This is a genomic window from Acinetobacter lwoffii (assembly GCF_024129735.1).
GTDB lineage: Bacteria > Pseudomonadota > Gammaproteobacteria > Pseudomonadales > Moraxellaceae > Acinetobacter > Acinetobacter lwoffii_H.
In genome coordinates this window covers 15,533-41,682 of sequence record NZ_JAMXXK010000033.1, presented here as the reverse complement: position 1 = coordinate 41,682, position 26,150 = coordinate 15,533, and the positions used below count along the sequence as shown (strand labels likewise).

Sequence of the window (26,150 nt, the reverse complement as noted above, 5' to 3'; positions counted from 1 at the left end):
GATTGAAAACCATTTTAAAGCTTTCGACTTAACCTTTTTTTACATCAATAATGGCTTCATTTAATGTCAGCATACTTTTTGAAACACCACCATAATTTTTACTTCTCAATCAGGTGTTAGCTAATAAAAGATAATATATATAACCAAAGCTCTAGGGAGTCCAAATTCCTCCTGTAGTGCAGTACCTATTCTCCACATGAAAAACTTTTCCTCCCTGCTCTATGCTTAAATTCATGTAGGATCGAGTCTCAAAAAAGCTAGAGTTAAGCTAAAACCTAATTAATAGCTAATAAAAATGTCCATAAGCTAATATTTTTAAGCATTCAAGGTGACTTCAGTATTGAAAAATACTAGAGAAAATATTAGTATAAATACTACAAGAAATACTACAGGTAATTAATAAAAATGGGCTTAACTTCAGTAAATCACAATATCCGTAAAGGGCTTTTGATTGACAAACTTTTAAGAGGTTTTAAAGAGCATGAGTATGTATGGATAGCTTGGAAAGTGGCTAGCACTAATAATTACACCCCTCGTGATTTTTTCAATTTTTATAATGAAAAATATTCTTATGAATATTTATTTGATTATATAAAAACAACTTTATCTAAACTTGAAGAAGAAGAAATAAATATCTTTATTAAGAATTGTCATAAAGAACAGGAAGAATATACTTTAAATATAGATATTAATCTACACCTAAAGGATGACAGATTATGTTGGTTCTTAATTAATAGATTCACCCAAGACTACGATATACCTATTTTTATTAGAGAAAGTACATTTAAAAAATTAAAAAACTCAGAAACATCAAGTCAAATTAATAATAATATAATACACAAATCCGCCCACAACCCTAAAATACTTAGACAAAACGACAATCATAAAGTTCATAAAAACATTAATAATCCTAGAATTTTTATTTTAGCTTTGATTTATTTAAACCCCGAAATAACGCACAATATCATTCAAAAAAATTTAGACTTGGAAGAATATATTGCTGATTTTGATAAAATAATAAAAGAAAAAATAAATCTAAATAAATACATTAAGAATAAAGATTTTATAGAGTGGAGTAAAAGCTATATTGATAAAAATTTTGAATACAATGTTTTCCCTCAATTTCTTTTTGAAAAAGAAAAGTTACATGAAAATTATATCTATGCTTATTTTGACGATCTTTATATTCATAATAGAGAAAAGTATATTAATGATTTAAATAAACTTAAAAAAGCATGGCAGCAAAATGTTTTTAGATTAAAAAATAAGGATAATCTTAAAAAGAAATTTCACTTACCCTTAAGAAAAAATACAAAAGTTCGATTGAAAGAATTAGCAGAGCTTTACAATATTTCTGAATCAGAACTTCTAGAAAAATTGATTAATAAGGAATATGAAGAATATAAAGACTATAAGTAACTAGAAAGGAAAGGCTCAATACTGAGCCATCCATCCTTCTACCTGCTCCCCATACCACTGCATCAATCTCACCCGCTCATCCCAATATTGCGCTCGGTTATATGCCGAACGAATTCTATTTTGAGGCACATGAGCAAGCTGGCGTTCAATGGCATCTGGATTAAACAGATTCGATTCGTTTACGACTGTACTAAATAGCGATCTAAAACCATGTGTGGTCATCCGACCTGCATAGCCCGAACGCTTGATCACAGCCAAAATAGACTCGCTACGCATAGGTTCTTTGTTATTTAAACGATGGGGAAATAGCAGTTCCTGATTATGGGTAAGTCTCAAAGCCTGAAGCTCGGCAATCATCATGTCCGTCAACGGCACACGATGTGAAAGTCGGTTCTTCATCCGCTCTTCAGGGATATCCCACTTACGCCCCTCCAGATCAAATTCTTCCCAGCGTGCTTGTAGTAACTCACTGACCCGAACGCCTGTCAGCATAATCAGGACAATGGCATGATGTGTTTGAGCATCGGCAGGATAAGCCTTAATACGTCTAAGAAATTCAGGCATCTCAGAGGCAGAAAGCGAAGCCAGGTTTTTGACCCTTTTATTCTTGAGGGCGTAGACTAAATCACCTGCCGGATTGTCATAGCGATAGCCATGCGCAATGGCGTACTTCATGACCATGCCGCAACGAGATAAGGTCCGTTTTGCAATTTCAAGCGAGCCTCTAGCTTCAATCTTCTTAATGATCTGCAGAATCTCAGGTGCCTGAATCTGATTAATACGCTTATTAGCAAGAGCAATATAAAGCTCATCCAATGAAGCTCGAACATTACTGATGTGTTTGGATGACCAGGTTTCTTTTTGATTATTAAACCAATCTTCTGCAACTTCTTCGAAATAGGGCTTTAAGTCTTCATGCAATACTGAACGTGAGTATCGATGCTTAAGCTCATATGCAAGCTCCCTTGCCTTTTTTAAGCTTAAATCTGGATATGGGCCAAGCGATTCAGACTTACGTTCACCATGGACAGTGACGCGTACATTCCAATATTTTTGACCTTTGGTGGTAATGATGAGGGATAAACCATGTAAATCCGAAAGACGATACTGTTTATCTTTCGGCTGTGCTTTTCTGCATTCAGTATCTGTAAGTGGCATGTCGATTACCCATAATTGATGTATTAATTTCTGGGTAAATTTTCCCAATATTTACCCGCAAAGAGCAAATATGGGGTCAAATAGGATCAGACAATATCGGACAAACAGGCATAAAAAAAAGCCTTTAAACATTGAGTTTAAAGGCTTTTTTAGATTCCGATGGATTACTTCGGAAAGAATTTTGGTGGAGGTGGCGGGAGTTGAACCCGCGTCCGCCAGCACTACGCTCGAGAATACTACATGCTTAGATATCGTCTATTATTTTAACTCTTTGTGACCCGACGAACAGGATACAAATCGCGATCCTCTTAATTTAGTACAAAGCCCCGAGGCTTGGCTTTATACGGACTTGTGTGCGTGCGCTTCAGTCGGACTCTCTAACCACAAGTATTCGGAGAGGCGGACAAGCTGCCCTTAGGCAGCTAGAGCGTATGATTCGTCGTTTGCGACTAAAAAATGCAAATTTGATTTACGAGAGAAAATGCGCTCTCGGCATGCATCTATGAGTTTCATCACCAGCGTCGAAGCCAGAAACACCCCCAAAGTACAAGGCAATCATAGCATAAATGTCAAAAATTACGATGTATTTTCTGAACATTTACACAACTTGATGCGCTTAATTACATTATTGCGCTAATATTTTACTTTTCAAGCCAAATAACAGAAAAATTATGAGCTATTTACTGGCACTAGATCAGGGAACTACGTCAAGTCTGGCCATTATTTTTAATGAACATGGACAAGTTCAGGCAACGGCTCAACGTGAAACGCATATCCACACCCCACATTCGGGCTGGGTGGAACAGGATGCTCAAGAAATCTGGAGCTCACAGATTGCCGTGGTACAACAAGCTTTGGCGACTGCAGGTATTCTGGCAAAAGATATTAAAGCCCTTGGCCTGACTAACCAGCGCGAAACGACCGTAGTCTGGGATCGTAGAAACGGCAAACCGCTCGCTCCGGCAATCGTCTGGCAGGACCGTCGTACATCTGACTGGTGTAACCGGCTGATTGAACAAGGCCTGATGTCCAAAATTCAGCAAAAAACCGGCCTACGGATTGATCCTTATTTTAGTGCGGGAAAACTGGTCTGGTTTTTAGAGCATGTCGAGGGAGTACGAGCACTCGCTGAACAAGGCCATGTGGCATTTGGTACCATCGATAGCTGGCTGATCTGGAATCTGACCCAAGGCGCAGAGCACGTCATTGAAGCCAGTAACGCTTCTCGTACCATGTTGATGAATCTGCAGCAACAGTCGTGGGATAAGGAGCTACTCGAGCTGTTTAATATTCCATCTTCAGTCTTACCCAAGATTATCTCTTCTGATTGTTATGTCGCTGACACTGCTTCTGGCTTACTTGGGGCCAATATTCCCATCACCGGAATTTTGGGGGATCAGCAGTCTGCACTCTTTGGCCAGTCCTGTTTTGAGGTGGGCAGTGCTAAAAACACCTATGGTACTGGCTGCTTTATGCTGTTCAATACCGGACATAAAATTCAGCTTAGCCAGAACAAGCTGCTTTCCACCCTCGCTTGGCAAGTGCATGATCAAACCACCTATGCGCTCGAAGGCAGCGTATTTATGGCTGGTGCTGTAGTGCAATGGTTACGCGATGGTCTCGGAATTATTCAAAAAAGCAGTGATGTGGAAAAACTGGCGCATCAGGTCGAGCATAGTGACGGGGTGGTTCTGGTTCCGGCATTTACCGGACTGGGCGCGCCGCATTGGGATAGTGAAGCACGTGCCCTACTCTGTGGCATGTCACGTGGTACGACCAAAGCGCATATCGCTCGTGCAGCCCTTGAATCTATTGCCTTTCAGGTATCGGATGTGCTCAGTGCGATGCAGTCTGATATTGCACATCCACTTAATGAACTGCGGGTTGATGGTGGTGCCAGCAGCAATGACATGCTAATGCAATTTCAGGCCGATATTCTGAATGTACCGGTACTGCGTCCGAAAATGCTAGAAGCTACTGCCTGGGGCGCAGCCGCTATGGCCGGATTAAAAGCTGGGGTATTTTCAAACCTGGATGAAATTTCCCAGTCCTGGCAGCTGGACCGTGCTTTTGAACCCAAAATGCAAAATGACGAAAGAGAAATGCATTTAGCCAAATGGCAAAATGCCTTGAAACGGGCTAAATCTGATCTCTAAATCCTCTAGGTTCATATTTGATCATCATAAAAAAGCACTTTTAAACAGTGCTTTTAACTCCCTCAGTTCACGATTTCATTAATAGGCATAAGAAGCAATCGCTGTTGCAATCGCCTTATCTTCATCATTGACCATGGTCATGCGCATGGTGCAGCCCTTACGCCCCAAACGTAAGGTTTCTGCACGCGCGATAAAATATTTGCCACGTCCAGGCGCCAGATAATCCACCCGCATATCGACCGTCGCCAGACGCGATACTTTTTTAATGGTATCTGCAATCGTTTCCGGTTCAGCTTTTTTATACAGTTCGCCCATGGCCACAATACCACCGACACTATCCAGTACAGTTGCAGCCAGACCGCCATGCAGAATCTGGAAAGCCACATTACCAATCATGAAATCCTGCATTTCTACATAGGCCTCAATCTGGCCCTCGACCACCCGCATGGTCATGCCGTTATGCTTAAAAAAAGGAGAGCTATTAAAAGCATGTACCAGCTGTTTCAGGACTACATCAATATCCACTTTCGAGCCCAGATGTATATTACCCGTCCAGTTTCTCTCTGTCTTACTCATCACTCTGCCCGAATCCACCACAATAAAAAACCGCTAATTTATGCCCAAAAATTTGAGTTAGGGCTACAATAGAGGCCTAGTTTAATACTGATTACTGAGATTTTTATGACTTATACGTTCAATCGTCCCGCGTTTCCTGCAACTCGCATGCGTCGTATTCGTAAAAATGAATATTTACGTTCGATGGTTCGTGAAACCCATCTCGCGGCAGATCATCTCATTTATCCAGTATTTGTCCTGCCAGGACAAAACCAGACCCAAGATATTCCAAGTATGCCGAATATCCAGCGTCTGTCAGCAGACTTGCTGTTAAAAAAATCAGAACGTCTGCTGGAACTCGGTGTCAATAAACTGGCGCTATTTCCGGTCACCCCACAAGAAGATAAAAGCCTGACCGCAGAAGCCGCATGGCGTGAAGATGGTCTGGTGCAAAATACCTTGCGTTTATTGAAAAAAGAACTGCCAGAAATGGTGCTGATTACTGACGGCGCATTAGACCCGTATACCACGCATGGTCAGGACGGCATTATTGATGAGAACGGTTATGTCTTAAATGATGAAACGGTCGAGTGCCTGATTAAACAGGGCTTGAGCCATGCCGAAGCCGGTGCAGATGTATTTGCTCCAAGTGACATGATGGATGGCCGGATCGGTGCGATTCGTCAGGCCTTTGAGCAAAATGGTCATATCTATACTTCGATCATGGCCTATTCAGCCAAATATGCATCAAGTTTCTATGGCCCGTTCCGTGATGCAGTCGGTTCTGCCAGCAACTTAAAAGGCGGCAATAAATACAATTACCAGATGGATGTCGGTAACCGTGCTGAAGCCCTGCATGAAATTGCGCTGGATATTCAGGAAGGTGCAGACATGGTGATTGTTAAACCGGGCATGCCTTATCTGGATATCGTCCGCGAAGTCAAAGACACTTTTGGTGTACCAACCTTTGTCTATCAGGTCAGTGGCGAATACGCGATGCTGGCTGCGGCAATTCAAAATGGCTGGTTATCTGATAGCGTCATTTTAGAATCATTGATGAGCTGTCGTCGTGCCGGTGCAGATGGTATCTGGACCTATTTTGCTGAAGAAGCTGCGCTTAAACTGAAAGACATGAAGTAAAAGGATTTCGGCGCAATGCATATTGCCATTGTCGGCGCTGGCATAACGGGTTTGATGTCGGCGCTGGAACTTATTGAACAGGGATGTTCTGTTACCCTTTTTGATCAGCAGGCCGCCGGACAGGCTGCATCCTGGGCTGGAGGAGGCATCCTCTCCCCTATGTATCCGTGGCGTTATCCCGCTGCTGTAAATGCTTTGGCCCGACATGCCAAACCCATGTATCAGGACTGGAATCAAAAACTGCAACCTTTCACTGGCATCGATTTCCAGATTCATGAAACAGGTATGCTGATTTTTGATGAATCCGATTTTGAAATCGGTTTAAGTTATGCCAAAACACATCAGGATCCGCAGCAACAGGCAGAATTGCTTGATCAGGCTAAACTGCAACAGATCAATCCAAGAATTAATCAGAGCAAATTCAAGCAGGCGATTTATTTCCCTGAACTGGCGAATATCCGTAATCCACGGTTATTACAGTCGATCATTCACTATTTGAAGCAGCATCCTCGTGTCACCTGGCAAGAAGACTGTAAAATCACTCGGCTCAATATTCAGCAAGGCTGTGTAAAAAGTATCTCAGATGAACATAGCCAGGTTTTTCAGGCAGATCAATATGTGTTCACAACCGGAGCATGGTCGCAACACTGGTCACAGCAACTTGGTTTGGAAATTCCGGTACAGCCGGTTCAGGGCCAGATGCTGCTGTTTAAAACGCCAAAAAACTGGCTGCCGACCATGTGCATGCATAAGGTGATGTACCTGATTCCACGTCAGGATGGACATGTTTTATGTGGTTCCAGTATGCGTCAGGTCGGTTTTGACACCTCGCCTTCTAGCGAAATCCGGCAGGATATTTTACAGGCGTGTATCGAGATGGTACCGGAACTGGCAGATTTTCCGCTGGTCAAGCAATGGGCCGGATTAAGACCCAGCTCACCCGATGGCATTCCCTATATAGGCAGAATTCCCAAGCTACACAATGCCTGGGCCAATTTCGGACATTTCCGTAATGGTTTATGTATGGGGCCGGCATCAGGCAAACTACTCGCTCAACTTATCCTTGAACAAACGCCAATCGTTGATCCAGTTCCTTATGATCCAGTCCGTTTATTAGAGCCCAGTCATTTAGTGCTTTAGGATATTATCCAGCGCTTCTTTCAGAGTTGGATAATGAAACTGGAATCCAGCCTCCTGCAAGGCTTTGGGCTGTACATACTGACCGTTCAATACCAGTTGTGACTGTTCTCCCAGCATCATTTTCAGACTGCATGCGGGTAGTGGAAGTAAGGGTTTGCGTTTCAGAATCTGGGCCGTAGTTCGTGCGAACTGGGCCTGACTGCTTTTTTCTGGCGCGACCACATTAAAGATCTGCTCGGTTGTATCCTCGAGCATCAAGAATTCAATCGCACGCAGTACATCCTCTAGATGCACCCAGGTCACTGGCTGACGTCCATGACCAATTCGCCCGAACAGATTCAACTTAATCGGCAATAGCATCTGCGGAAGAATCCCGCCACCTTTACCAAATACCACCGCAAAGCGAACAATCTTGGTGTTCTGGTTAGTATAGGACAAGGCCAGCTGTTCCCACTTCGCACAGAGTTCAGACATAAAAATATCTTGTGGCGGACTTTGCTCCGTGCAGACCTGTTCCCAACGCTCTGTCGGATCAATACCATAATAACCAACCGCTGATGTTGAAATAATCCGTTTCGGTCTAATCTGATTTTTTTCTAAATAATCAAAAACCTTTTTGGTGGTGTCTAAACGGCTATCCAGCAATTTCTTTTTACGCGCTGCCGTCCAGCGGCCTTGACCAATGCTTTCGCCAGCCAGATTGACCACATAATCAAGCTGATGCTGTTTTAATTCATCCAGCTGATTGATCCAATGGAAGTCCGGATGTGGTTCATGTTTATTTTTCTGACGGGTCAGCCCAATCACCCGATAATCCCGTTCCAGTAAAAAACGCACGAGATGACTGCCAATAAAACCACTCGCTCCCGTCAACAGCACTACAGGTTTATACATTCGTCATTCTTCGCCTTATTATTTTCTTGGTTTAAATTATACGCCACTCATCTTCAGCTTTTTAAACCGAGAAGATCTTTGTAGTGGAGAATTTGTATCTTTCATCATTCAATCAATTTATGAAGATCAGTCGTCACACAATGATTCATCTATACTCACTGAGGTGGATGGCCAAACATTTTCTCTGCCATACGCTGGGCCTGCTTGCCATAAAACCAGTAGGTCAGCAGATACAGCGGAATTGCGATCATCAGGAACATGATCAGCACAATACTCATAAATTGTGGCTGCTGTAGATACAACAGAAAGTCCTGCCAGGCATTCGGATTGGAACGGGTGGCGATAACAATACCGAGCAAGAGAAATAATAAATTATAGCCCCAGTAAATCAGGCTAAACCCGAGGGTGAATTTTTTACGCTCTGCTTGGGTCGGGGCACGTTTTTGCTGTTTTAAAAATTTAAAAAGCACCCAAATCATGGCTACCAGATACGGAACAATCGTCAAGACTGCACCCATGCCCATCGGCAGCAAGGCTGCGAGTACACCGCAAATACAGGTAAAAATAAAACATATAACGAAAAACCAGATAAAATAACGACTTAGCGGCAACATATGCATGACTCAGTGATCTTCAACAAGCTAGTATAAAAAAAATCAGGTTTTTTTTCATTTTATTGTCAACCATCCACTACAGGGTGACGTTATATAGGGTACAAGGTACAAAAATTTGGACTGGCATCCACGAATTTTTGCTGACCTTTAGAGCTAAAGCAATAAGTCCAGTGTACAGGGAAATTTTGAATAGCAGCCAAAATTTTCATGTAACACAAATTTGACCGACGATTTCATCATCACTCGAATCGTCGGTTTTTATTTTTTTAAATTCCTATTTCTAAAATCTGAGGGCTTGCAGAACCTTTAATATCTGATGATCTGGATACAACCGTCCATTAATATCCATACTGATCAAAATAAATTCAGCCTCCAAATCACAAACAATTCACTGAAATATCGATTTCAAGTAGATTTTTACCTGTGCTTTTTCCTATAGTAGCAAGGCAGATATCTTGGGGTTCATTACATGGCAGTTCATTTTCTTCACACTTCCGATTGGCATCTGGGACAATTTTTCCATAACCATGACCGTGAATTTGAACATGCGCAGTTTTTGACTTGGCTACTTGAGCAAATTAAAGCAAAGCAACCGCATGCCTTGCTGATTGCCGGCGATATTTTTGATGTGATCAATCCCGCTTCCAGTGCGCAAAGACAGCTATACCAGTTTCTGGCCGATGCCCACGATCTGGCGCCACATATGCAGACCCTGATGATTGCAGGCAATCATGATTCCGGTTACCGGATTGAGCAGGTTGAACCCTTGCTGGCCAAATTTAATGCCAAAGCAGTGGGAATTGTAGGCCGCACTGCAGAAAATACCCTGAATCTGGATCGGCTGCTTATTCCTATTTATGATCAGGATAAAAATATCATCGCCTGGTGTCTGACCCTGCCCTATTTACGCAGTGCCGAAATTACCGGACTGAATGAACATACCAGCAATAACCAGAACGCGATCAGTTATCTGCATCAACAACTGATTGCCGAAGCCAAAGCCCGAAAACAGCCACATCAGGCACTGATTTTAATGTCACATGCGCACATGCAAGGTGGTGAGACTTCGGACTCTGAACGTCCGATTATTGTCGGCAATGAAGAGGCCCTGTCAACGGCGCTGTTTGATGACGTGATTGATTATGTCGCGCTAGGGCATTTGCATAAACCGCAAAAAGTCGGTCAGCCGCATATTCGCTATAGTGGCTCTCCGATTCCGCTGTCATTTAGTGAGATTAATTATAAGCATCAAATAGTTGAAGTCAGGATTGACCCCGAACAAAACCCGGAAAACCGCTTTCAGTACGATGCCTTAAGCATTCCGCGTACTGTCGAGCTGTTCCGCATTCGTGAAAAGCTGGAAAATTTAATCACTACAATTCAGGCCTTGCCTGCCGGAGAAATCGAGCAGCTTTCTGCACGGCATTTTCTGGAGGTGGAATACACGACCGATGCGCCGCCTCCGGTAGATCTGCGTCAGCAAATAGAACAGGCCCTACCTGCTAACCGTTACCGACTGCTGCGCATCAGCCGGATTTACCAGCAACAGGTCGACCTTAGTTCAAGCCAGTCTAAAATTGATCTGGCACCCCCTACTCCGGAATCGCTATTTTTCAATATCTGGAAAAAAATGGGCTATGAGCAGGATCACTCGGTACAACGGGATTTTCAGGAATTACTGAATGAAGCCCAACACGAACTTGCACAAAAACAACAAGCCTAGGATCGGCCATGAAAATTTTACGTCTAAGTCTTCATAATCTGGCCTCCCTCACCGGCACCCATCATATTGATTTTGAATCGAGTCCTTTGGCTCATGCCGGCCTGATTGCCATCACCGGCAAAACTGGTGCCGGAAAATCTACCCTGCTCGATGCCATGTGCCTGGCGCTTTACAATGAAATTCCACGTTTAAAAGGTGCGACAGGCAGCTTGAAAGATGCTGGCGGTCAGGATGTTTCCATCAAGGATTCCAAGAATATTCTGCGCCGTGGCTGCGTGCATGGTTTTGCCGAACTGGAATTTATTGCACTCGACAGCAAACGCTATATGGCACGCTGGGAAATTAAACGGGCACGCCAGAAAGTCGATGGCAATCTAAAAGTAGACCGCTACGTCAAATGTCTGGATGACGACACGACACTGACGCAAAAAATATCGGAAGTCACCCCGCTCATTGAAAAACTGGTGGGCTTAAGTTTTGAGCAGTTTACCCGCGCAGTGTTGCTCGCACAGTCGGAAGTCGGCGCATTTTTAAAAGCCAAAGATAATGAGCGTGCAGATTTACTGGAATATCTCACCAATTCGCAGATTTTCAGTCTAGTTAGTCAGAAAGCCGCAGAGAAATTCAGCGAAGTCAAAAACAAGCGCAACGATCTGGAAAAGCTGATCGGGCATATTGAAATTCTGTCTGAAGAAGACATCAGCGCTTTACAACAGCAGCAGAACTCTTTGTCTTTGCAACTTCAGAATTTGCAGCAATCAGAAAAACTGCTAGAAAATGAGAAACAATGGCATCTGGACCGACATAAACTCTATGCAGAAGTCCATGCCAAAAAAGAAGTCTACGAAGTACAGCAAGATGCAGTAAATAAATCTGCAGGACAGCAACAGCTACTGGAGCAGCTGGATGAATTCCAGTCGATTCGGGATCAGTTTATGAGTCGTACCCGTCTAGCCCCTCAAAAAGAGCAGATTCAGCACCAGCACACCCAATTTACGCTGGAATTTGAAACGCTCAAACAGAGCTTTGTAGCAGAAGAAGCCAAACTTACAGCCTTACAACAACAGCAGCACCAGTTTCAGCAACACTTGGCAAACCTGAAACCGCATCTGGAGGCAGGTTTAAGGCTGGATCATGCAATTGATACGGTATCAGAGCGGTACAAAAAACTGCATGCAGAGCAAAGCCAGTTTCAAACCCTTCGTCTACAGCCTTTAGAAGAACAACTGCGACAGCAACAACAGACTTTGAATCAGCTACAAGCTCGGCAAGAAAAGGTTGCACAACAATTGGCTGAATCTGGCTTTTTAAATGTGTTCGATCTGGAGCCGCAAAGTACCTTGCAACGCATACAAGACTTTATGCGTCAGTATCAGCAACTGCAGCAACAGAATCCGGACAGCCTGAAGCAGCCTTTACCTGAACTGGAAAAAACCGTTACAGTACTTTCAGGAAATCTGAACCAGTGGATACAACAGCATCATAGTCTGGAACAGCTAGAAGAGCATCTCAAAACCATTCAGGAAATGCGTCAGCAACGCCAAGCGGAACAGCGTCAGCTCGACCTGCTGCAACAGCAGGTACAACAAATCGTTCAACAATCACAAGAATTTGAACAACTGCAATCTGCTGTAAATAGCCAACAGCAGCAACTAAAAATGCAGCAAGAGGCCGAACAGGCACTACATCAGCAGATTCAGGCTGAACAACAGGCCTATGAACACCTGGAACAAATACTTGCCCAGCAACGTTTATTGCATGCGCAAAGTGTGCAGGATCTTCGTGGCCAGTTAAAACCGGATGAGCCATGCATGGTCTGTGGAAGCCCAGCCCATCCTTTTGTCGATGCCGTCCATGAACATCTGGAACAGAGCCTGAACCAGCTACAGGAGCAACAGTTACGGCAGGCAAAACAGCAGCTCGATCAGCAACTGCAATCTCAGCAGCAGCAACGCATTGAAATGTCTAAAGCACAAACAGTAATTGAGCAACAGCAACAGCGTTGCCAGATCCTGCAAAACCAGATTCAACAATCCTCTGCTGACTGTAAATCTCAACTACTTAAACTGGAAGTGGTTACCGAGCAGCACAATAATCTTCCTACATTCATCCAGTTACTGGCGAATCACACTCAAAGTCTGGTCCAGCAGCTAGAACTATCACAACAGCAGGAACAACAGCTCCAGCAACAATTACAACAATGGCGTCAACAACAACAGCAATTGCACCAATTACAACTGGCTCTACAGCAACGTCAGCAACTCGACCAGCTGATACACCCAGTTTTAAGCATACTGCCCGAGCAGTACCAGTCGCAGCCACCTATGCTCTGCTTACCTCAGTTGCAGCGACAATTAGAGCAGCGCATGCAGCACTTGGCAGTACAAAAGCAGCTGGAATCTGACCTGCATCAACAGCAGCAGATATTGGAAAAGAGCCAGTATCAACTACAATTGGAACAGCAAAATTTTGCTCAATTGAGCCAGTCTGTAGAGCAGTTGATTCAGCAAGGCAAAGACCTGCGTCAACAACTGGCTGAATTGACCAAAGAGCATGCAGGACAAGTCTACCGTGTCGCTGCAGAATGGCGTGATGCACTAGATCTACAAGCCAAGACCTTAGAGCAGGCTTTAGAACAACAGCGTCAATGCACGGCGCAGGCCGAAAAACAGTGGCATCAAACCCACTTGAAACTGCAAGAATTTATCAGCCAACTTCAGCAGATCGATCAGCAATTGGCTCAATATCAGCAAGATATTCAGGCATGGCAAGCAGCACATCCGCAAGTGACGGCAGTTCAAATTGACCAATGGCTCAGTATTGATCTGAGCAACCATCAACGCATTCGTCAGAATCTGGCCAACCAGAAACAGGCACTCGAAAATGCCAGAACAGCCTGGCAATTACTGGAAGAACAATATCAGGCCCATTTAAAACTACAGCCAGAACATGAATTTGAGGAAATTGAACAAAAACTTGGCATGCTGCATCAGGAAAAAATAATGCAGCAGGAAGTGCTCAATGAAACTGATGCCAAACTGCGTATGAATACCAATAATCAAAACACCTATGCCAAATATCAGCAGCAAATTGAGCAGATCAAAGCTGAAGAATACCGTTGGGGTCGTATTTACGATCTGATCGGACATAAGGAAGGTACCAAATTCCAGAAAATTGCCCAAGAACATCATCTGGATATTCTGGTGGAATATGCAAATCAGCAGTTGCAACCGTTGGCACCACGCTATCAGTTACACCGTATTCCTGACAGCCTGAGTCTGGCGATTATTGATCTGGACATGAATAGTGAAGTCCGACCTGTGCTGTCCCTATCGGGGGGTGAAACCTTCCTGGTGTCGCTGGCACTGGCACTGGCAATTGCCAATATGGCTTCAGGTTCAATGAAACTGGAATCCCTGTTTATTGATGAAGGTTTTGGTACGCTAGATCCGGCATCCTTACATATGGTCATGAATGCACTAGATCATTTGCAAAGCCAGGGCCGTAAAGTCGTCTTGATCTCACATGTACAGGAAATGCATGAACGTATTCCGGTACAGATTCAGGTCAAACCGGTTGGTGCAGGTGCAAGTACCATTCAGATTATAGGTTAACGATGAGTCACCCTGCCCCGAACAAGCTCTCGCCCCATTTCAGCTTACAGCTCGAGAGCCTGCGGGGCATCAGTGCCATTGTAGTGTTGTTCAGTCATTGCTTTCAGGCATTTATTGCGCCTTTCGATACCAGTCTGTATTCATGGGTACGCCTGCTCGGTCAGGCCGCGGTCATGATTTTCTTTGCCTTAAGTGGCTATCTGATCGGCTATTCGATTCAGCACAACATTCATCAGCATGGTCAGTTCAATCTGCACCGTTATGCTCGACAGCGTGGCAGTAGAATTTTACCACCCTTTCTGTTTGCCATGGGGTTGACACTGGTTTTATATCTGCTCGCTCCACTATTATTTGCCAGCCATACTCATGCTTTTCAACACAGTTTTGGCATAATGATCCGGACTGGCTATAAGGTAGATATACCGGAATTTGTGGGCTCGCTGCTATTTTTGAATGGCTTTGTAACACCAACGGTTTCAGCCAATGCTGCGCTCTGGAGCCTGAGCTATGAAGTGTGGTTTTATGTGCTGGCCGGATTCCTACCTTTTTTAAAAAATTCGGAAATCGCCAAAATCGGATTTTTTATGGTTCTGGCTATACTGTCATTACTGAACATCCAGTTTTTTATTTATTTTCTGGTCTGGCTTAGTGCCTTTGCCTGTTCATTTCGATATATCCAGCTACGTTTTTTAAACCGCTTACAATCGGTCAAATTAGCCCTATTCGGCTTGGCATTTCTAATCGCCTGTTTTGATGCTTACCAGTTTCAGGTGATTGATGAGGCCCAGCAATACCGTGCTGCGAATTTTGTCCATTTTAATTTCTGTCTGGGTTTGGGCTTTAGCTGCTGGCTGGTACAACTCCAGCATCAACGCAGTCATTATCATCCGGTCTGGGTTCAATCCGCAGACTTTTCCTATACTTTGTATGTCACCCATTTCCCCTTACTTTTATTTATTTTGGGGTGTATTCCGGCAACTTTGGCCTATGGTCTGGGCGGAGCAGTTTTAGCCTTGCTTGCCAGCATGTTCGGCATAATAGTCTTTGCCTGGTTGATGGCTAAATGGCTCGAACCAGCCAGAAAAAAAGCGTTATCCAATACCCTTCGATAACGCTTTGCTGCAAAAAACTGACATTAGTATTTTATGCATCCTTTTTAGGCCGTGCACCAAATAGGGCTGTGCCAACACGAACCATGGTAGAACCCGCAGCAATCGCTTCGGTCATATCCCCAGACATGCCCATACTTAAAGTATCCCAGTCTTCAGGATGAGCATGTTGTGTTTTTACTATATCAAATAAAACTTTGGCATCAGCAAAGGCTTGAGGATTATTCGGTGCTGGAATCACCATCAAACCACGTAAACGCACATTCGGCAGTTGGCTGATCTGTACGACCAAATCTGCAACCTCATCTGGTCGGCAACCATCTTTGGTATCCTGACCATCAATATTGACCTGAATACAGATATTCAGTGCTGGCTGCTCCTCTTCACGCTGATTCGATAAGCGCTCGGCAATAATCAGACGATCCACCCCATGCACCCAGGCAAAATTTTCCGCCAGATGCTTGGTCTTGTTACGCTGCACATGACCAATAAAATGCCATTCAATGTCCAGCTCTTTCAGTGCCGTGATTTTTTCCACTGCTTCCTGCAAATAATTTTCACCAAAAGCACGTTGCCCTGCCTGATACATATCTGCCAGGACGCTACTTGGCTGGGTCTTGGAAACGGCAAGCAGTTGCACCGCATCTGCTTCGCGGCCGGCCTCAACACAGGCAGTTTCAATTTGCACTAAGACCTGATTTCGTGACTGTTGCAACATATTCATTGATGGGGTTCTCATTTCATTCATCTTTTTTTCCCTTGCCCATGAACTAAGTGTTGGTTAAGCTGTGGGAAAGCCTTATTATTCTATCAAAATAATTAACATTTTAATGAACTCGGGGACCTTATGGATATCACAGAATTGTTGGCATTTTCTGCTAAAAATGGTGCGTCGGATTTACACTTGTCTGCGGGCTTACCGCCAATGATTCGTGTCGATGGGGAAGTTCGTCGCATCAACCTGCCAGCATTAGAACACAAAGAAGTGCATAAACTCGTTTATGACATCATGAACGATAAACAGCGCCGTGATTTTGAAGAAAATCTGGAAACTGACTTTTCTTTTGAAGTGCCTGGCGTGGCCCGTTTCCGTGTCAACGCATTTAACCAGAACCGCGGTGCCGGTGCAGTATTCCGTACCATTCCCTCTAAAGTCCTAACGCTTGAAGATCTGGGCATGGGACAGATTTTTAAAGACATCTGTGAATATCCACGTGGTCTGGTACTGGTCACAGGTCCAACCGGTTCGGGTAAATCAACCACCTTGGCGGCGATGCTGGATTATATTAATGACAACCGCTATGACCATATTCTGACCGTCGAAGATCCGATCGAATTTGTGCATCAGTCCAAGAAATGTCTGATTAACCAGCGTGAAGTGCATCGTGATACGCATGGCTTTAATGAAGCACTGCGTTCAGCACTGCGTGAAGACCCGGACATTATTCTGGTCGGTGAGATGCGTGACCTTGAAACTATTCGTCTGGCATTAACTGCGGCAGAAACCGGTCACTTAGTATTTGGTACCCTGCATACCACCTCAGCGGCCAAAACCATTGACCGTGTGATCGACGTATTCCCTGCTGAAGAAAAAGACATGGTACGTGCCATGTTGTCTGAATCCCTACAAGCCGTAGTTTCACAAGCCCTGCTGAAGAAAAATGGCGGGGGACGTGTCGCAGCACATGAAATTATGATTGGTATTCCTGCGATCCGTAACCTGATCCGTGAAAACAAAGTCGCACAAATGTACTCAGCAATTCAGACCGGTGCCAACTATGGCATGACCACGCTGGATCAGACCCTGAAAACGCTAGTGTCCAAAGGTTTGATCAGCCCGCAAGTTGCACGTACTGCAGCCAAACAGCCAGAAGCATTTTTATAAAAAAATTGAATTGTATTGGGGTTTATATACATGGATTTTAACGGCTTACTCGATTATATGGTGGAGAAAAAAGCATCGGATCTGTTCATTACAGCCGATGTAGAACCTTCCATCAAGATTAATGGGCAGATTTTACCGATTGGTTCGGTAAAATTACCCGGTGCGGCAGTAGGACAACTGCTCCATTCCATCATGACCGAAAAGCAGCGTAAAGAATTTGCTGAAAGTCGTGAATGTAACTTTGCCATCAGCACGCCGGATAAAAGTGCCCGCTTCCGTGTCAGTGCCTTTCAGCAACGTGATCAACCGGGGATGGTGCTACGTCGGATTGAAACTGTTATTCCCACGATGGATGAACTCAAGTTACCGCCCATTTTAAAAGAACTGGCGATGACCAAACGTGGCATCATTATTTTTGTCGGGGCAACCGGTACCGGTAAATCAACCTCACTGGCGTCTTTGGTCGGTTATCGTAATGAAAATTCCAAAGGTCATATCATTACCATTGAAGATCCGATCGAATTTATTCACCAGCATAAGGGCTGTATTATCACCCAGCGCGAAGTCGGCATTGATACGGATTCATTTGAAATTGCCCTGAAAAACACCTTGCGTCAGGCACCAGATGTGATTCTGATTGGTGAGATCCGTTCACGTGAAACCATGGATTATGCGATTGCCTTTGCCGAAACCGGTCATCTGGTCTTTGCTACCCTGCACGCTAACAACGCTAACCAGGCGATTGACCGGATTATCCATTTCTTCGAAGCAGACCGGCATAATCAGCTGTTTATGGACTTGTCCCTGAACATGAAAGCCATTGTGGCACAGCAACTGATTCCAACCATCGATGGCAATGGTCGCCGCGCTGCGATTGAGATTCTAATTAACTCGCCACTGATTGCCGACTTGATTCGTAAAGGTGATGTGCATGAGATTAAGGACCTGATGAAGCGTTCCCGTGAACTGGGCATGCAAACCTTCGATCAGGCGCTCTATGATCTCTATAAAGCTAAACAGATCAGCTATAAAGATGCGCTGAAACATGCGGATTCACCCAACGACCTGCGTCTGCAAATCAAGCTGTCAGAAGAAGGTGGCAGCCACTTATTACGTGCGCATTCCAATATTACTTTTGATGGTCAGTCCTGATCATCTTGAAGGCATAAAAAAACAGGCTTCCCATGAAGCCTGTTTTTTGTTTGAACCAGCGCTCAAATTATTTTTTACGGAAAACTTCCTGACAGGCAGGCGCATCGCAGTAGCCATACAGATTCAGTGAGTGACCGGTTAATTCAAAACCAAATTTTTCAGCAACGTCATGCTGCTCTTTTTCAATCGTGTCATTAATAAATTCAACAACTTTGCTGCAATTTAAACACACCAGGTGATCGTGGTGATCTTCCTGCATAATTTCAAAAACTGAATGATTATTTTCAAAATTATGACGTTCGATGATGCCCGCTGCTTCAAACTGCGTTAACACACGATACACAGTTGCTAAACCTACATCTTCGCCCTGATCGAGTAAAGTCTTGTAAATATCTTCCGCACTTAAATGATGTTGTCTTGAATTTTCTAGTAATTCTAATATTTTAATTCGTGGAAGGGTAACTTTCAGCCCAGCTTTTCGTAAATCTTGGTTTGAAATAGTCATGTAAAAAGGTCTCTCAACAAAATCAAAGTTGGAATATGCAACAAAGTTTAGATGCAGTATGATCTATCCTTGGATCAAATGCATCATAATTAATTTGGGATAGTTTAGCAAAATGCAAAAAATCATGTTGACGTTATTCGTCACTTCATTGCTCGTCGGCTGTTCGACATTAGGTGTTTATAAAGTAGATATTCCACAAGGAACCCCTTTAACCCAAGCACAAGCCGCTAAAATTCAGGTGGGAATGAGCCATCAACAGGTGCGTTTCTTACTGGGCAGTCCAACAGTAAGCGATCCACTGAATCCTTTACGTTGGGACTACATCTATAACTATACCCCAGGAACCTACGCTAAAAAAGCCAAGATCCCGGCAGCCCAGGGCCAGCATTTGAAAATCTACTTTAACCAGTCTGGTATCGTGGAACGTGTTGAAGGTCTGGAGACGATTCCGGAATCTCAACCCGGCTTACCAGGATCAAAAGAAGCAATTTTAAATGCTCCTCCACTATAGTCGGTTTCTCATGAAAAAGCCCCTGAATCATCAGGGGCTTTTTTGATTAAGCTGATTGATTGAGCAGATCATTGAGACTACTGCTCATTCGAACCGCTTTCTATTCGGAAGACGGTTTCAGCTTTCTTAAAAGATTGCCTCTTGCATAACGTCCTACCGGATTTTTCTCAGCACGTTTACGCCTGATATCTTTGGGATTAATGGTCAGTGGCCGGTATATTTCCACCCGGTCACCTGCTGCCAGTGGCTGCTGCTGATCTTGCAAGCGCACGCCAAAGATGCCCAAAGATAATGGTTCAGGCAAGTCGACCTGCTCACGGATTCCACTTTGCTCAATCGCGTCCAGTGCCGTCATGCCGGGCTGAAATGGCAGGGCTAGATGAAATTGTTTTTCTAGCGTCGCATACGCCACCCAGATCATCACCTCACTCATCAGACGAATTGTCCTAAGACAGCAATGATTGCCAGAATAATCCCAACCGGTAACACCACACGTACTGCAATACGCCAGATGTTATAAAACGCTTCAGAGCTAAAATTCATTGATTTACGCAAATGACTGATCTTCATGATCCAGCCGGCAAACAGTGCATAGATCAAACAAATCAATAAGCCCCAGACGAGCAAGACCACATTGAAAATTGGGCTTAGATTTGGAATAGCCCAGATCAGTGTAACCGCCGCCACAATCGCCCATTGAATCGCAGGATGAAGCTGGCGTTGCTGTAATTGTTCACGTGCCATTTGCAGAATTAATGCGGCAGCTGCCACCATTGCTGCGACCAGAGTAAATGCAGGAATTTGTGCTTGTACGGCAAAGAAAGCAAATGCAATGACAGCAACGAGCTGCGCAATCCAGATCGGCAATACCGTCTTGCTGGCGACATCCTGTTGTTGTACAGCGCTCAGGCTAGACTGCCAGTACAAGCCCATGCCCAGACCACTTGCGACCAAAGCCAATACCGTGGCATTGCCCCATTCCGAGAACTCGACTGGTGTGACTTGCCATGCAGGTAGCGCAGTTCCCATCACATTGGCCAGAACCAGAGACGCCAGCACACCAATCGCTATAACCACTAATAAAATTTGACGCGGTAGCAGTGACAGGGCCAACGCTACTATTGTCAATCCGATCAACAAAAGGTTCGGTGCAAGATCAAGTGCAGCAACCGCCAGAACATTGCTGGCATTGTTCAGCATGGCACCGGCCAGAAAAGGTATAAAGATCACACTGAGCCAGCCGACTATACGCCATTTTTGTGAGGCATCTGCTTCACGGGTCAGCGTTGACAGTGCCTGTAATGCCGTTGTTTTAGAGCGCTTGGCCAAAGCAATTTCCAAGTAGCAGATGGGAAGCGCCAGAATCAGCATGGTGGCTAACCAGAGCATCCAGAAATCCAGCTGACGATCAATCTGTATACCGGTTATCGGTGCGAGCGTCGCGATGATAATAAACGATAAACAGAAAGCCATCAGCGGCGATAACCATTTTGACATAGCATTGTCCTGCATGATGCATTCCTATAAAAATCTAGCGCTATTTTGCCTTGTGAAGCGGTGAAAATCAAAAACAAAAAGCAAACCACCATGACAGTGATTTGCTGCGCAAAAATTATAATTAGATTTTAATTTTTGTTATCTCGTTACGTCTTTTATTATGAGAAGAAACGAGCGAACCAGTTTTTACCTGTTTTCTTTTCTTTTTCCTTGATGATCCCCATCATATTTTCTTTCACGGCACCGACATAATCGGCGTCATCGTGCTGAATATGGTTAATCAGCCATTTCGATAATACTTCGTGCAGCTCTGATTCAATGGACTGTCCCAGTTCAAAACGGTCACGATAAGACTCGATTTTTTTAATAAACAGGTCATGCACACGTTTATGCGGCACCCGATATTTATAGCCGGCTTCTTCCTGAAGAGATTCCTCAAAGGTGAAATGCGACTGGGTATAATCAATAATATTATCAAGAATCTGTTTAATACGGGCACGCTCGGTATTGGCATCAATTCCATCAATTTCGTTGATATAATCGAGAATTCGTTTGTGCTGATCGTCAATCACATCGATACCAGTATTATAATCTGGAACCCATTTCATTTTCATTACGACCACCTATAAATATTAAGGACTTATAACGTGAAAATGAGCATATAGCGTATTGATTCAAATAAAAATGAAGCAAATTAGTCGGCTTTCCGCCTAAATCCGGCTTTTTCATTTTAAGTTTCTGTTATATATAATTAAAAATAATTTATCCTGAGTAAAAGGCTAAGATATTAATTAACCAAAATCCGCAATAAACCTTTATTTATTCTTAGATTTTTTCCTATTTGAAAATATAAAAGAACGGAGTTTAAACTCCGTTCTTTTATTGCATTTTAATATTGATCGGCTCGCGTGACACGTTTTAAGGAAGGATCAAGACGTTCACGTTCCAGCCGTTCCACATGCGTCATCCGCGAACGTACTTTCGCCCCATGCTGAAACAGGATCATTTCACCCGGCTGGAAAGCAGTCCATTCTTCATTCTGGGTCAATGGTTCGGTAGTAATCACCGCCACACGATCCTCAGGTGTTGTAACCTGACTAAAGTCCACTTCGACGTCAATATCAATCAGCTGAGCCGGTCTAAACGGGTATTCACGTACCAGCCAGTGAAGTTTAGTAATCGCATAGCTAAACAGCGCCTGACCATTCGACAGGCAGAAATTAAAGGTGCCATGCTCCGCGATTGCAGGTGAAACCTCGGTCAGCAGATCGAAAACCTGATCCAGTTTTGGCTCATGATAGCCAAAGCGTTTCACCAGTTGATCCAGCAGATAGCAGAAGGCACGCTCACTGTCGGTATTGCCGACTGGGGTAAAGCGCCCTGACAGTTCAGGAAAATAATCATGCAAATCGCCATTATGGGCAAAAATCCACTGCCGGCCCCAAAGTTCACGGCTAAAAGGATGCGAGTTTTCCAGATTAATTTTGCCTTGAGTGGCTTTACGGATATGGGCAATCACATTGCGGGATTTGATCGGATAATTACGTACCAGTTCAGCAATCGGAGATTCAACCGCAGACTGGTTATCAACAAACAGACGGCAGGCTTTATCTTCAAAGAAAGCAATCCCGAAACCATCCGCATGATCAGAGGTAATGCCCGCCCGCTGGGAAAATCCGCGGAAGGAAAAAGTAATATCCGTCGGAGTGGCACAATTCATTCCGAGCAGTTGGCACATGGTTTGATTTCAGCTCTTTATTTCACTTAGAAGCTTATTGTGCATGACTGTTCCTGCCATTTCAAATAGCTGACTATAAGAAATCCAAATAAAAAAGAGCCTGCATAGAGACTCTTTTTCACAAAAAATGGATTATGAACGATGCGGATTTACACGGTTGGTAATAAGGGTACCAACTCCATGATCAGTGAAAATTTCCAGTAAGCTGGCATGCGGTACACGGCCATCGACGATATGTGCGCTAACTACCCCACCTTTTACAGCATCCAGGGCACAACCTACTTTCGGAATCATGCCGCCATAAATCACGCCAGTTTCGATCAGACGATCGACTTCCTGAGTGGTCAAGCCAGTCAGCAGGTTTTTATTTTCATCCAGAACACCCGTGATATTGGTCAGCAGAATCAGTTTTTCTGCACCCAAAGCTTCAGCGACTTTACCAGCGACCAGATCGGCATTGATATTATAGGTATTGCCTGCTTCGTCGACACCTAACGGAGCAATGACTGGAATAAAGTCACTATTGGTGAACATTTCCAGAACATCGGTTTTCACACCAACAACTTCACCGACCAGCCCCAGATCAATTTGCTGAACCGACCCATCTTCAGCTACTTTTTCCATTAGCAGTTTTTGCGCACGGATCAGGTTGCCATCTTTACCGGTAAGACCAATCGCACGACCACCATGCTGGTTGATCAGGTTCACGATAGATTTGTTGACGCTACCACCGAGTACCATCTCGACCACTTCCATGGTCGCAGGATCAGTCACGCGCATGCCGTCGATACGGTCAGATTCACGACCCAGCTGTTTCAGCATGGAATCGACTTGCGGGCCACCGCCATGCACCACAATCGGATTAATACCGACTGTTTTTAATAATACGATATCACGTGCAAATGAACTTTCCAGCTCAGGATCGGTCATCGCGTTACCGCCGTATTTTACCACCAGGGTTTTACCCGCAAAGCGTTGAATATACGGCAAAGCTTCTGTCAAAATCTGTGCTTTGTCGATGCCTGTTTGTTGATTTGGCATTCGCCTCTCCTTATTGAGCATCTAAAATGTCTTGAGCGATCTCTGGATAACGGTCACGCAACATGGCTACAAACAGGTGACGAATTTCATTCAGACCTTGGGCATTATTGGCATCAAAGCGCACCGTGAAATACTCACCTGTATTGGATGCTCGAATGATGCCAAAACCATCCTCAAAATCAAGACGTATCCCATCAATTTTACTGATTTGCGCATTAATTCTTGCGGATTGTTGTTCAACGAAGTTTAAAAGCTCAACAGGACGCACTTGGCGCGTTGAAATATAAAGATCTTCAGTACCATGTCGTTTTGGATAAGCTGCTAAGGCCTGCGCGAGAGTTTGCTCCGTTTGGTCGAGATATTCCATGACTCGGAGCGCTGCATAGAGGCCATCATCATAGCCCCAGCCGCGACCATCATTAAAGACATAATGTCCGGCATATTCCCCACCAAAAATGGCCTGCTGCTGAGACTGGTTCAGATAAGTTCTGAGAAATGAACTGCCGGTACGAATCATTATCGGCTCCCCGCCTAGGCGTTGCACCGTATCACGAACCAAAGTCGAACATTTCACATCATAAACAAATTGGCGTGGTGCTGAATCAGTGAGACAAATTTCGGCAAACAGACATAATAACTGATCTGCAGTGATAATCTGACCATGTTCATCAATCAGAACTAGGCGATCGCCATCACCGTCCAAGGCAATACCGAGATCGGCCTGCTGTTGCATGACAGTTTGGCGTAAAGTCTCAAGATGTTTGTCTTGCGAAGGATCAGGCGCATGATCCGGAAAATGTCCATTGGCCTCGCAACGTAAAGCAGTCACTTCACAGCCCATTTTTCTGAGTACCAGGTCGGCACAACGTCCGGCGGAGCCATGCAAACCATCCAGCACTACTTTAAATGAGCACTTTAATTGAATATCTTCTAATATTCCTTGCTGATACTGTAGGCAAAACTCTGGAATAATCTGATGTGGCAGTTCGGCTAAACCAAGTAGCTGGCTATCGCAATGCGACTTTGCCAATTGGGCCACCTGTTGAATCATCTCAGGACAAGGTGGTTCACCATCAATAATCCATTTAATACCATTATCTTCTTTAGGATTATGACTGGCAGTGACCATAATGCCATTGCCATCAAACTGGCGTGCGGTGAAATACAGCATTGGGCTGGAACAACAACCTACAATAGTGGCTTCCAGCGAATAATCTTTAAAAATACGAGCAATAGTGTCGGCAAAAGCCGGACTACTGATGCGTGCATCATAACCAATGGCGACACGTGTCTGTCCCGCAGCCTGATACTGCTGGGCTAAACCGTGGGCAATTGCATCAATGATCCCGGCACCTAATAGACTGACTTTACCGCGTATGTCATAGGCACGAAAAATATGCATGGGGAATGGATGATTCATAGATCCCATAAAACTGTCTTTTCACTATTCGTTAAAATAAGGAGATTTAAAATGATGATTTCATCATAATGACTTTAAACATTTGTTTTTGTTTTAAGACCCGCTATTTTTAAACGATTTCAATGTAACAATCAATTATAAAAATATAATCTACAACTTTAGAATTATAGGGTTCTTGTAATTAAACAACGATTATTTAATTATATTTATTTTGAATTTCATCTGATTAGATATTTGATCACTACATAAATTTTAGATTTAAATAACTCTACTTGGCTAGAAAATAAGGTTTTATTTTTAAATATATTTCAACCCACTCATTCTTTTAATATTGAATCTAATCAACTAAAAATAGCTTACATCCAGTTAATGAGTGTAAGCCATTATTAAAACTTAGTTTTTACCAGTATGACCAAAACCGCCAGCACCGCGTTCAGTGGCTTCGAATTCATTCACCAGATCAAATTCAGCTTGCACCACAGGAACCAAGACATACTGCGCCAAACGTTCACCTGGCTCTAAGCTGAATGCCGTCTGGCTACGGTTCCAAACGGATACCATCAATTCACCCTGATAATCAGAATCGATTAAGCCTACCAAGTTACCCAACACGATCCCATGTTTATGGCCTAAACCCGAACGTGGCAAGATCAGACCAGCAAATGTAGGATCTTCAATATAGATTGCTAAACCAGTTTTTACCAAAACCGTTTGGCCTGGTTCAATGATTGTGGTTTCTGTAACACACGCACGCAAATCCAGCCCCGCTGAACCTGTCGTAGCATAAGTCGGTAAGGGCCATTCCTGACCGAGACGCGAGTCAAGGACTTTCACCTGAACTTTCATGTATTCATTCCTGTTGTTTCATTTAAAATAAGA

General features: G+C 43.9%; 23 protein-coding genes and 1 other RNA gene. 10 read left to right on the top strand and 14 right to left on the bottom strand.

Features of this window, described 5'->3' with window-relative positions:
* Positions 1 to 405: 405 nt before the first annotated feature.
* Entirely contained in the window at positions 406 to 1,419 is a 1,014-nt protein-coding gene (locus tag NI469_RS10490) for a hypothetical protein (RefSeq protein ID WP_004279293.1), read from the top strand.
* A gap of 15 nt (positions 1,420 to 1,434) precedes the next feature.
* On the opposite strand, the gene NI469_RS10485 is transcribed toward NI469_RS10490, so the two are convergent.
* Both NI469_RS10485 and ssrA read right to left on the bottom strand, forming a co-directional pair.
* Entirely contained in the window at positions 1,435 to 2,577 is a 1,143-nt protein-coding gene (locus NI469_RS10485) for a tyrosine-type recombinase/integrase (RefSeq protein WP_005027452.1), read from the bottom strand.
* Positions 2,578 to 2,759: 182 nt separating this feature from the next.
* Positions 2,760 to 3,118: a transfer-messenger RNA gene (gene ssrA / locus NI469_RS10480) on the bottom strand.
* A gap of 130 nt (positions 3,119 to 3,248) precedes the next feature.
* Here ssrA and glpK point away from each other — a divergent pair.
* Complete coding sequence (gene glpK / locus NI469_RS10475) at positions 3,249 to 4,733, top strand: glycerol kinase GlpK (protein ID WP_253175118.1); 1,485 nt, start codon at positions 3,249 to 3,251, stop codon at positions 4,731 to 4,733.
* Between the two features lie 78 nt (positions 4,734 to 4,811).
* Here the strand turns inward: glpK and NI469_RS10470 are convergent, their stop codons facing one another.
* Positions 4,812 to 5,309, bottom strand: coding sequence for a thioesterase family protein (locus NI469_RS10470; RefSeq protein ID WP_005247090.1), 498 nt, complete (start codon positions 5,307 to 5,309; stop codon positions 4,812 to 4,814).
* A 105-nt stretch (positions 5,310 to 5,414) separates the two neighbouring features.
* Between NI469_RS10470 and hemB the strand changes: the two genes are divergently transcribed.
* Together hemB and thiO are read left to right on the top strand one after the other, a co-directional pair.
* Positions 5,415 to 6,428, top strand: a complete 1,014-nt coding sequence (gene hemB, locus NI469_RS10465; protein WP_253175116.1) for a porphobilinogen synthase — start codon at positions 5,415 to 5,417, stop codon at positions 6,426 to 6,428.
* Between the two features lie 15 nt (positions 6,429 to 6,443).
* Complete coding sequence (thiO, locus tag NI469_RS10460; protein ID WP_253175115.1) at positions 6,444 to 7,568, top strand: glycine oxidase ThiO; 1,125 nt, start codon at positions 6,444 to 6,446, stop codon at positions 7,566 to 7,568.
* On the opposite strand, the gene NI469_RS10455 is transcribed toward thiO, so the two are convergent.
* Together NI469_RS10455 and NI469_RS10450 are read right to left on the bottom strand one after the other, a co-directional pair.
* Complete coding sequence (locus NI469_RS10455; protein ID WP_253175112.1) at positions 7,557 to 8,462, bottom strand: TIGR01777 family oxidoreductase; 906 nt, start codon at positions 8,460 to 8,462, stop codon at positions 7,557 to 7,559. The genes thiO and NI469_RS10455 overlap by 12 nt on opposite strands.
* 155 nt (positions 8,463 to 8,617) lie before the next feature.
* Positions 8,618 to 9,076: an ABZJ_00895 family protein gene (locus tag NI469_RS10450; protein ID WP_005107697.1), complete on the bottom strand. Its 459-nt coding sequence runs from the start codon at positions 9,074 to 9,076 to the stop codon at positions 8,618 to 8,620.
* Between the two features lie 469 nt (positions 9,077 to 9,545).
* Here NI469_RS10450 and NI469_RS10445 point away from each other — a divergent pair, with 469 nt between their 5' ends.
* Genes NI469_RS10445 through NI469_RS10435 form a run of 3 tightly spaced genes read left to right on the top strand, consistent with a single transcriptional unit; the run spans position 9,546 to position 15,525 of the window.
* Positions 9,546 to 10,799 carry an exonuclease SbcCD subunit D gene (locus tag NI469_RS10445; protein ID WP_168386756.1) on the top strand — a complete coding sequence of 418 codons (1,254 nt, stop codon included), beginning with the start codon at positions 9,546 to 9,548 and terminating at the stop codon, positions 10,797 to 10,799.
* An 8-nt stretch (positions 10,800 to 10,807) separates the two neighbouring features.
* Positions 10,808 to 14,413 (top strand): AAA family ATPase, encoded by a 3,606-nt coding sequence (locus NI469_RS10440; RefSeq protein WP_253175109.1) that lies wholly within the window; start codon positions 10,808 to 10,810, stop codon positions 14,411 to 14,413.
* A gap of 2 nt (positions 14,414 to 14,415) precedes the next feature.
* Positions 14,416 to 15,525: an acyltransferase family protein gene (locus tag NI469_RS10435; protein ID WP_253175102.1), complete on the top strand. Its 1,110-nt coding sequence runs from the start codon at positions 14,416 to 14,418 to the stop codon at positions 15,523 to 15,525.
* A gap of 31 nt (positions 15,526 to 15,556) precedes the next feature.
* Here NI469_RS10435 and NI469_RS10430 read toward each other — a convergent pair whose 3' ends face one another.
* Entirely contained in the window at positions 15,557 to 16,246 is a 690-nt protein-coding gene (locus NI469_RS10430; protein WP_253175120.1) for a YggS family pyridoxal phosphate-dependent enzyme, read from the bottom strand.
* Between the two features lie 123 nt (positions 16,247 to 16,369).
* On the opposite strand from NI469_RS10430, the gene NI469_RS10425 reads away from it, so the two are divergent.
* Complete coding sequence (locus NI469_RS10425) at positions 16,370 to 17,407, top strand: type IV pilus twitching motility protein PilT (RefSeq protein WP_004279279.1); 1,038 nt, start codon at positions 16,370 to 16,372, stop codon at positions 17,405 to 17,407.
* Between the two features lie 30 nt (positions 17,408 to 17,437).
* On the top strand, positions 17,438 to 18,559 hold the full coding sequence (locus NI469_RS10420; RefSeq protein ID WP_253175100.1) for a PilT/PilU family type 4a pilus ATPase: 1,122 nt from the start codon (positions 17,438 to 17,440) through the stop codon (positions 18,557 to 18,559).
* A 67-nt stretch (positions 18,560 to 18,626) separates the two neighbouring features.
* Here the strand turns inward: NI469_RS10420 and fur are convergent, their stop codons facing one another.
* Positions 18,627 to 19,064 (bottom strand): ferric iron uptake transcriptional regulator, encoded by a 438-nt coding sequence (gene fur, locus NI469_RS10415; RefSeq protein WP_005096051.1) that lies wholly within the window; start codon positions 19,062 to 19,064, stop codon positions 18,627 to 18,629.
* Between the two features lie 112 nt (positions 19,065 to 19,176).
* Between fur and NI469_RS10410 the strand changes: the two genes are divergently transcribed.
* Complete coding sequence (locus NI469_RS10410; RefSeq protein WP_004279275.1) at positions 19,177 to 19,575, top strand: outer membrane protein assembly factor BamE; 399 nt, start codon at positions 19,177 to 19,179, stop codon at positions 19,573 to 19,575.
* Positions 19,576 to 19,675: 100 nt separating this feature from the next.
* Here the strand turns inward: NI469_RS10410 and NI469_RS10405 are convergent, their stop codons facing one another.
* From NI469_RS10405 to dut, 7 genes are all read right to left on the bottom strand, one after another.
* Positions 19,676 to 20,008 carry an RnfH family protein gene (locus NI469_RS10405; protein WP_253175098.1) on the bottom strand — a complete coding sequence of 111 codons (333 nt, stop codon included), beginning with the start codon at positions 20,006 to 20,008 and terminating at the stop codon, positions 19,676 to 19,678.
* Entirely contained in the window at positions 20,008 to 21,087 is a 1,080-nt protein-coding gene (locus NI469_RS10400; protein WP_253175096.1) for a hypothetical protein, read from the bottom strand. The genes NI469_RS10405 and NI469_RS10400 overlap by 1 nt, the downstream gene beginning before the upstream one ends.
* Positions 21,088 to 21,230: 143 nt before the next feature.
* Positions 21,231 to 21,686, bottom strand: coding sequence for a bacteriohemerythrin (locus NI469_RS10395; protein WP_005247102.1), 456 nt, complete (start codon positions 21,684 to 21,686; stop codon positions 21,231 to 21,233).
* 275 nt (positions 21,687 to 21,961) lie between these two features.
* Positions 21,962 to 22,810: a class II glutamine amidotransferase gene (locus NI469_RS10390; RefSeq protein ID WP_253175094.1), complete on the bottom strand. Its 849-nt coding sequence runs from the start codon at positions 22,808 to 22,810 to the stop codon at positions 21,962 to 21,964.
* Positions 22,811 to 22,942: 132 nt separating this feature from the next.
* Positions 22,943 to 23,851 (bottom strand): acetylglutamate kinase, encoded by a 909-nt coding sequence (argB, locus tag NI469_RS10385; protein ID WP_253175093.1) that lies wholly within the window; start codon positions 23,849 to 23,851, stop codon positions 22,943 to 22,945.
* Positions 23,852 to 23,861: 10 nt separating this feature from the next.
* Positions 23,862 to 25,280 carry a phosphomannomutase/phosphoglucomutase gene (locus tag NI469_RS10380; RefSeq protein WP_253175089.1) on the bottom strand — a complete coding sequence of 473 codons (1,419 nt, stop codon included), beginning with the start codon at positions 25,278 to 25,280 and terminating at the stop codon, positions 23,862 to 23,864.
* A gap of 384 nt (positions 25,281 to 25,664) precedes the next feature.
* Positions 25,665 to 26,117, bottom strand: coding sequence for a dUTP diphosphatase (dut, locus tag NI469_RS10375; protein WP_253175088.1), 453 nt, complete (start codon positions 26,115 to 26,117; stop codon positions 25,665 to 25,667).
* Positions 26,118 to 26,150: the final 33 nt, after the last annotated feature.

Excerpts from the sequence above, each read along its gene's own strand:
- NI469_RS10490 (WP_004279293.1), top strand. The coding sequence starts at position 406 with ATGGGCTTAACTTCAGTAAATCACAATATCCGTAAAGGGCTTTTGATT.
- NI469_RS10485 (WP_005027452.1), bottom strand. The coding sequence starts at position 2,577 with ATGCCACTTACAGATACTGAATGCAGAAAAGCACAGCCGAAAGATAAA.
- glpK (WP_253175118.1), top strand. The coding sequence starts at position 3,249 with ATGAGCTATTTACTGGCACTAGATCAGGGAACTACGTCAAGTCTGGCC.
- NI469_RS10470 (WP_005247090.1), bottom strand. The coding sequence starts at position 5,309 with ATGAGTAAGACAGAGAGAAACTGGACGGGTAATATACATCTGGGCTCG.
- hemB (WP_253175116.1), top strand. The coding sequence starts at position 5,415 with ATGACTTATACGTTCAATCGTCCCGCGTTTCCTGCAACTCGCATGCGT.
- thiO (WP_253175115.1), top strand. The coding sequence starts at position 6,444 with ATGCATATTGCCATTGTCGGCGCTGGCATAACGGGTTTGATGTCGGCG.
- NI469_RS10455 (WP_253175112.1), bottom strand. The coding sequence starts at position 8,462 with ATGTATAAACCTGTAGTGCTGTTGACGGGAGCGAGTGGTTTTATTGGC.
- NI469_RS10450 (WP_005107697.1), bottom strand. The coding sequence starts at position 9,076 with ATGTTGCCGCTAAGTCGTTATTTTATCTGGTTTTTCGTTATATGTTTT.
- NI469_RS10445 (WP_168386756.1), top strand. The coding sequence starts at position 9,546 with ATGGCAGTTCATTTTCTTCACACTTCCGATTGGCATCTGGGACAATTT.
- NI469_RS10440 (WP_253175109.1), top strand. The coding sequence starts at position 10,808 with ATGAAAATTTTACGTCTAAGTCTTCATAATCTGGCCTCCCTCACCGGC.
- NI469_RS10435 (WP_253175102.1), top strand. The coding sequence starts at position 14,416 with ATGAGTCACCCTGCCCCGAACAAGCTCTCGCCCCATTTCAGCTTACAG.
- NI469_RS10430 (WP_253175120.1), bottom strand. The coding sequence starts at position 16,246 with ATGAATATGTTGCAACAGTCACGAAATCAGGTCTTAGTGCAAATTGAA.
- NI469_RS10425 (WP_004279279.1), top strand. The coding sequence starts at position 16,370 with ATGGATATCACAGAATTGTTGGCATTTTCTGCTAAAAATGGTGCGTCG.
- NI469_RS10420 (WP_253175100.1), top strand. The coding sequence starts at position 17,438 with ATGGATTTTAACGGCTTACTCGATTATATGGTGGAGAAAAAAGCATCG.
- fur (WP_005096051.1), bottom strand. The coding sequence starts at position 19,064 with ATGACTATTTCAAACCAAGATTTACGAAAAGCTGGGCTGAAAGTTACC.
- NI469_RS10410 (WP_004279275.1), top strand. The coding sequence starts at position 19,177 with ATGCAAAAAATCATGTTGACGTTATTCGTCACTTCATTGCTCGTCGGC.
- NI469_RS10405 (WP_253175098.1), bottom strand. The coding sequence starts at position 20,008 with ATGAGTGAGGTGATGATCTGGGTGGCGTATGCGACGCTAGAAAAACAA.
- NI469_RS10400 (WP_253175096.1), bottom strand. The coding sequence starts at position 21,087 with ATGCAGGACAATGCTATGTCAAAATGGTTATCGCCGCTGATGGCTTTC.
- NI469_RS10395 (WP_005247102.1), bottom strand. The coding sequence starts at position 21,686 with ATGAAAATGAAATGGGTTCCAGATTATAATACTGGTATCGATGTGATT.
- NI469_RS10390 (WP_253175094.1), bottom strand. The coding sequence starts at position 22,810 with ATGTGCCAACTGCTCGGAATGAATTGTGCCACTCCGACGGATATTACT.
- argB (WP_253175093.1), bottom strand. The coding sequence starts at position 23,851 with ATGCCAAATCAACAAACAGGCATCGACAAAGCACAGATTTTGACAGAA.
- NI469_RS10380 (WP_253175089.1), bottom strand. The coding sequence starts at position 25,280 with ATGGGATCTATGAATCATCCATTCCCCATGCATATTTTTCGTGCCTAT.
- dut (WP_253175088.1), bottom strand. The coding sequence starts at position 26,117 with ATGAAAGTTCAGGTGAAAGTCCTTGACTCGCGTCTCGGTCAGGAATGG.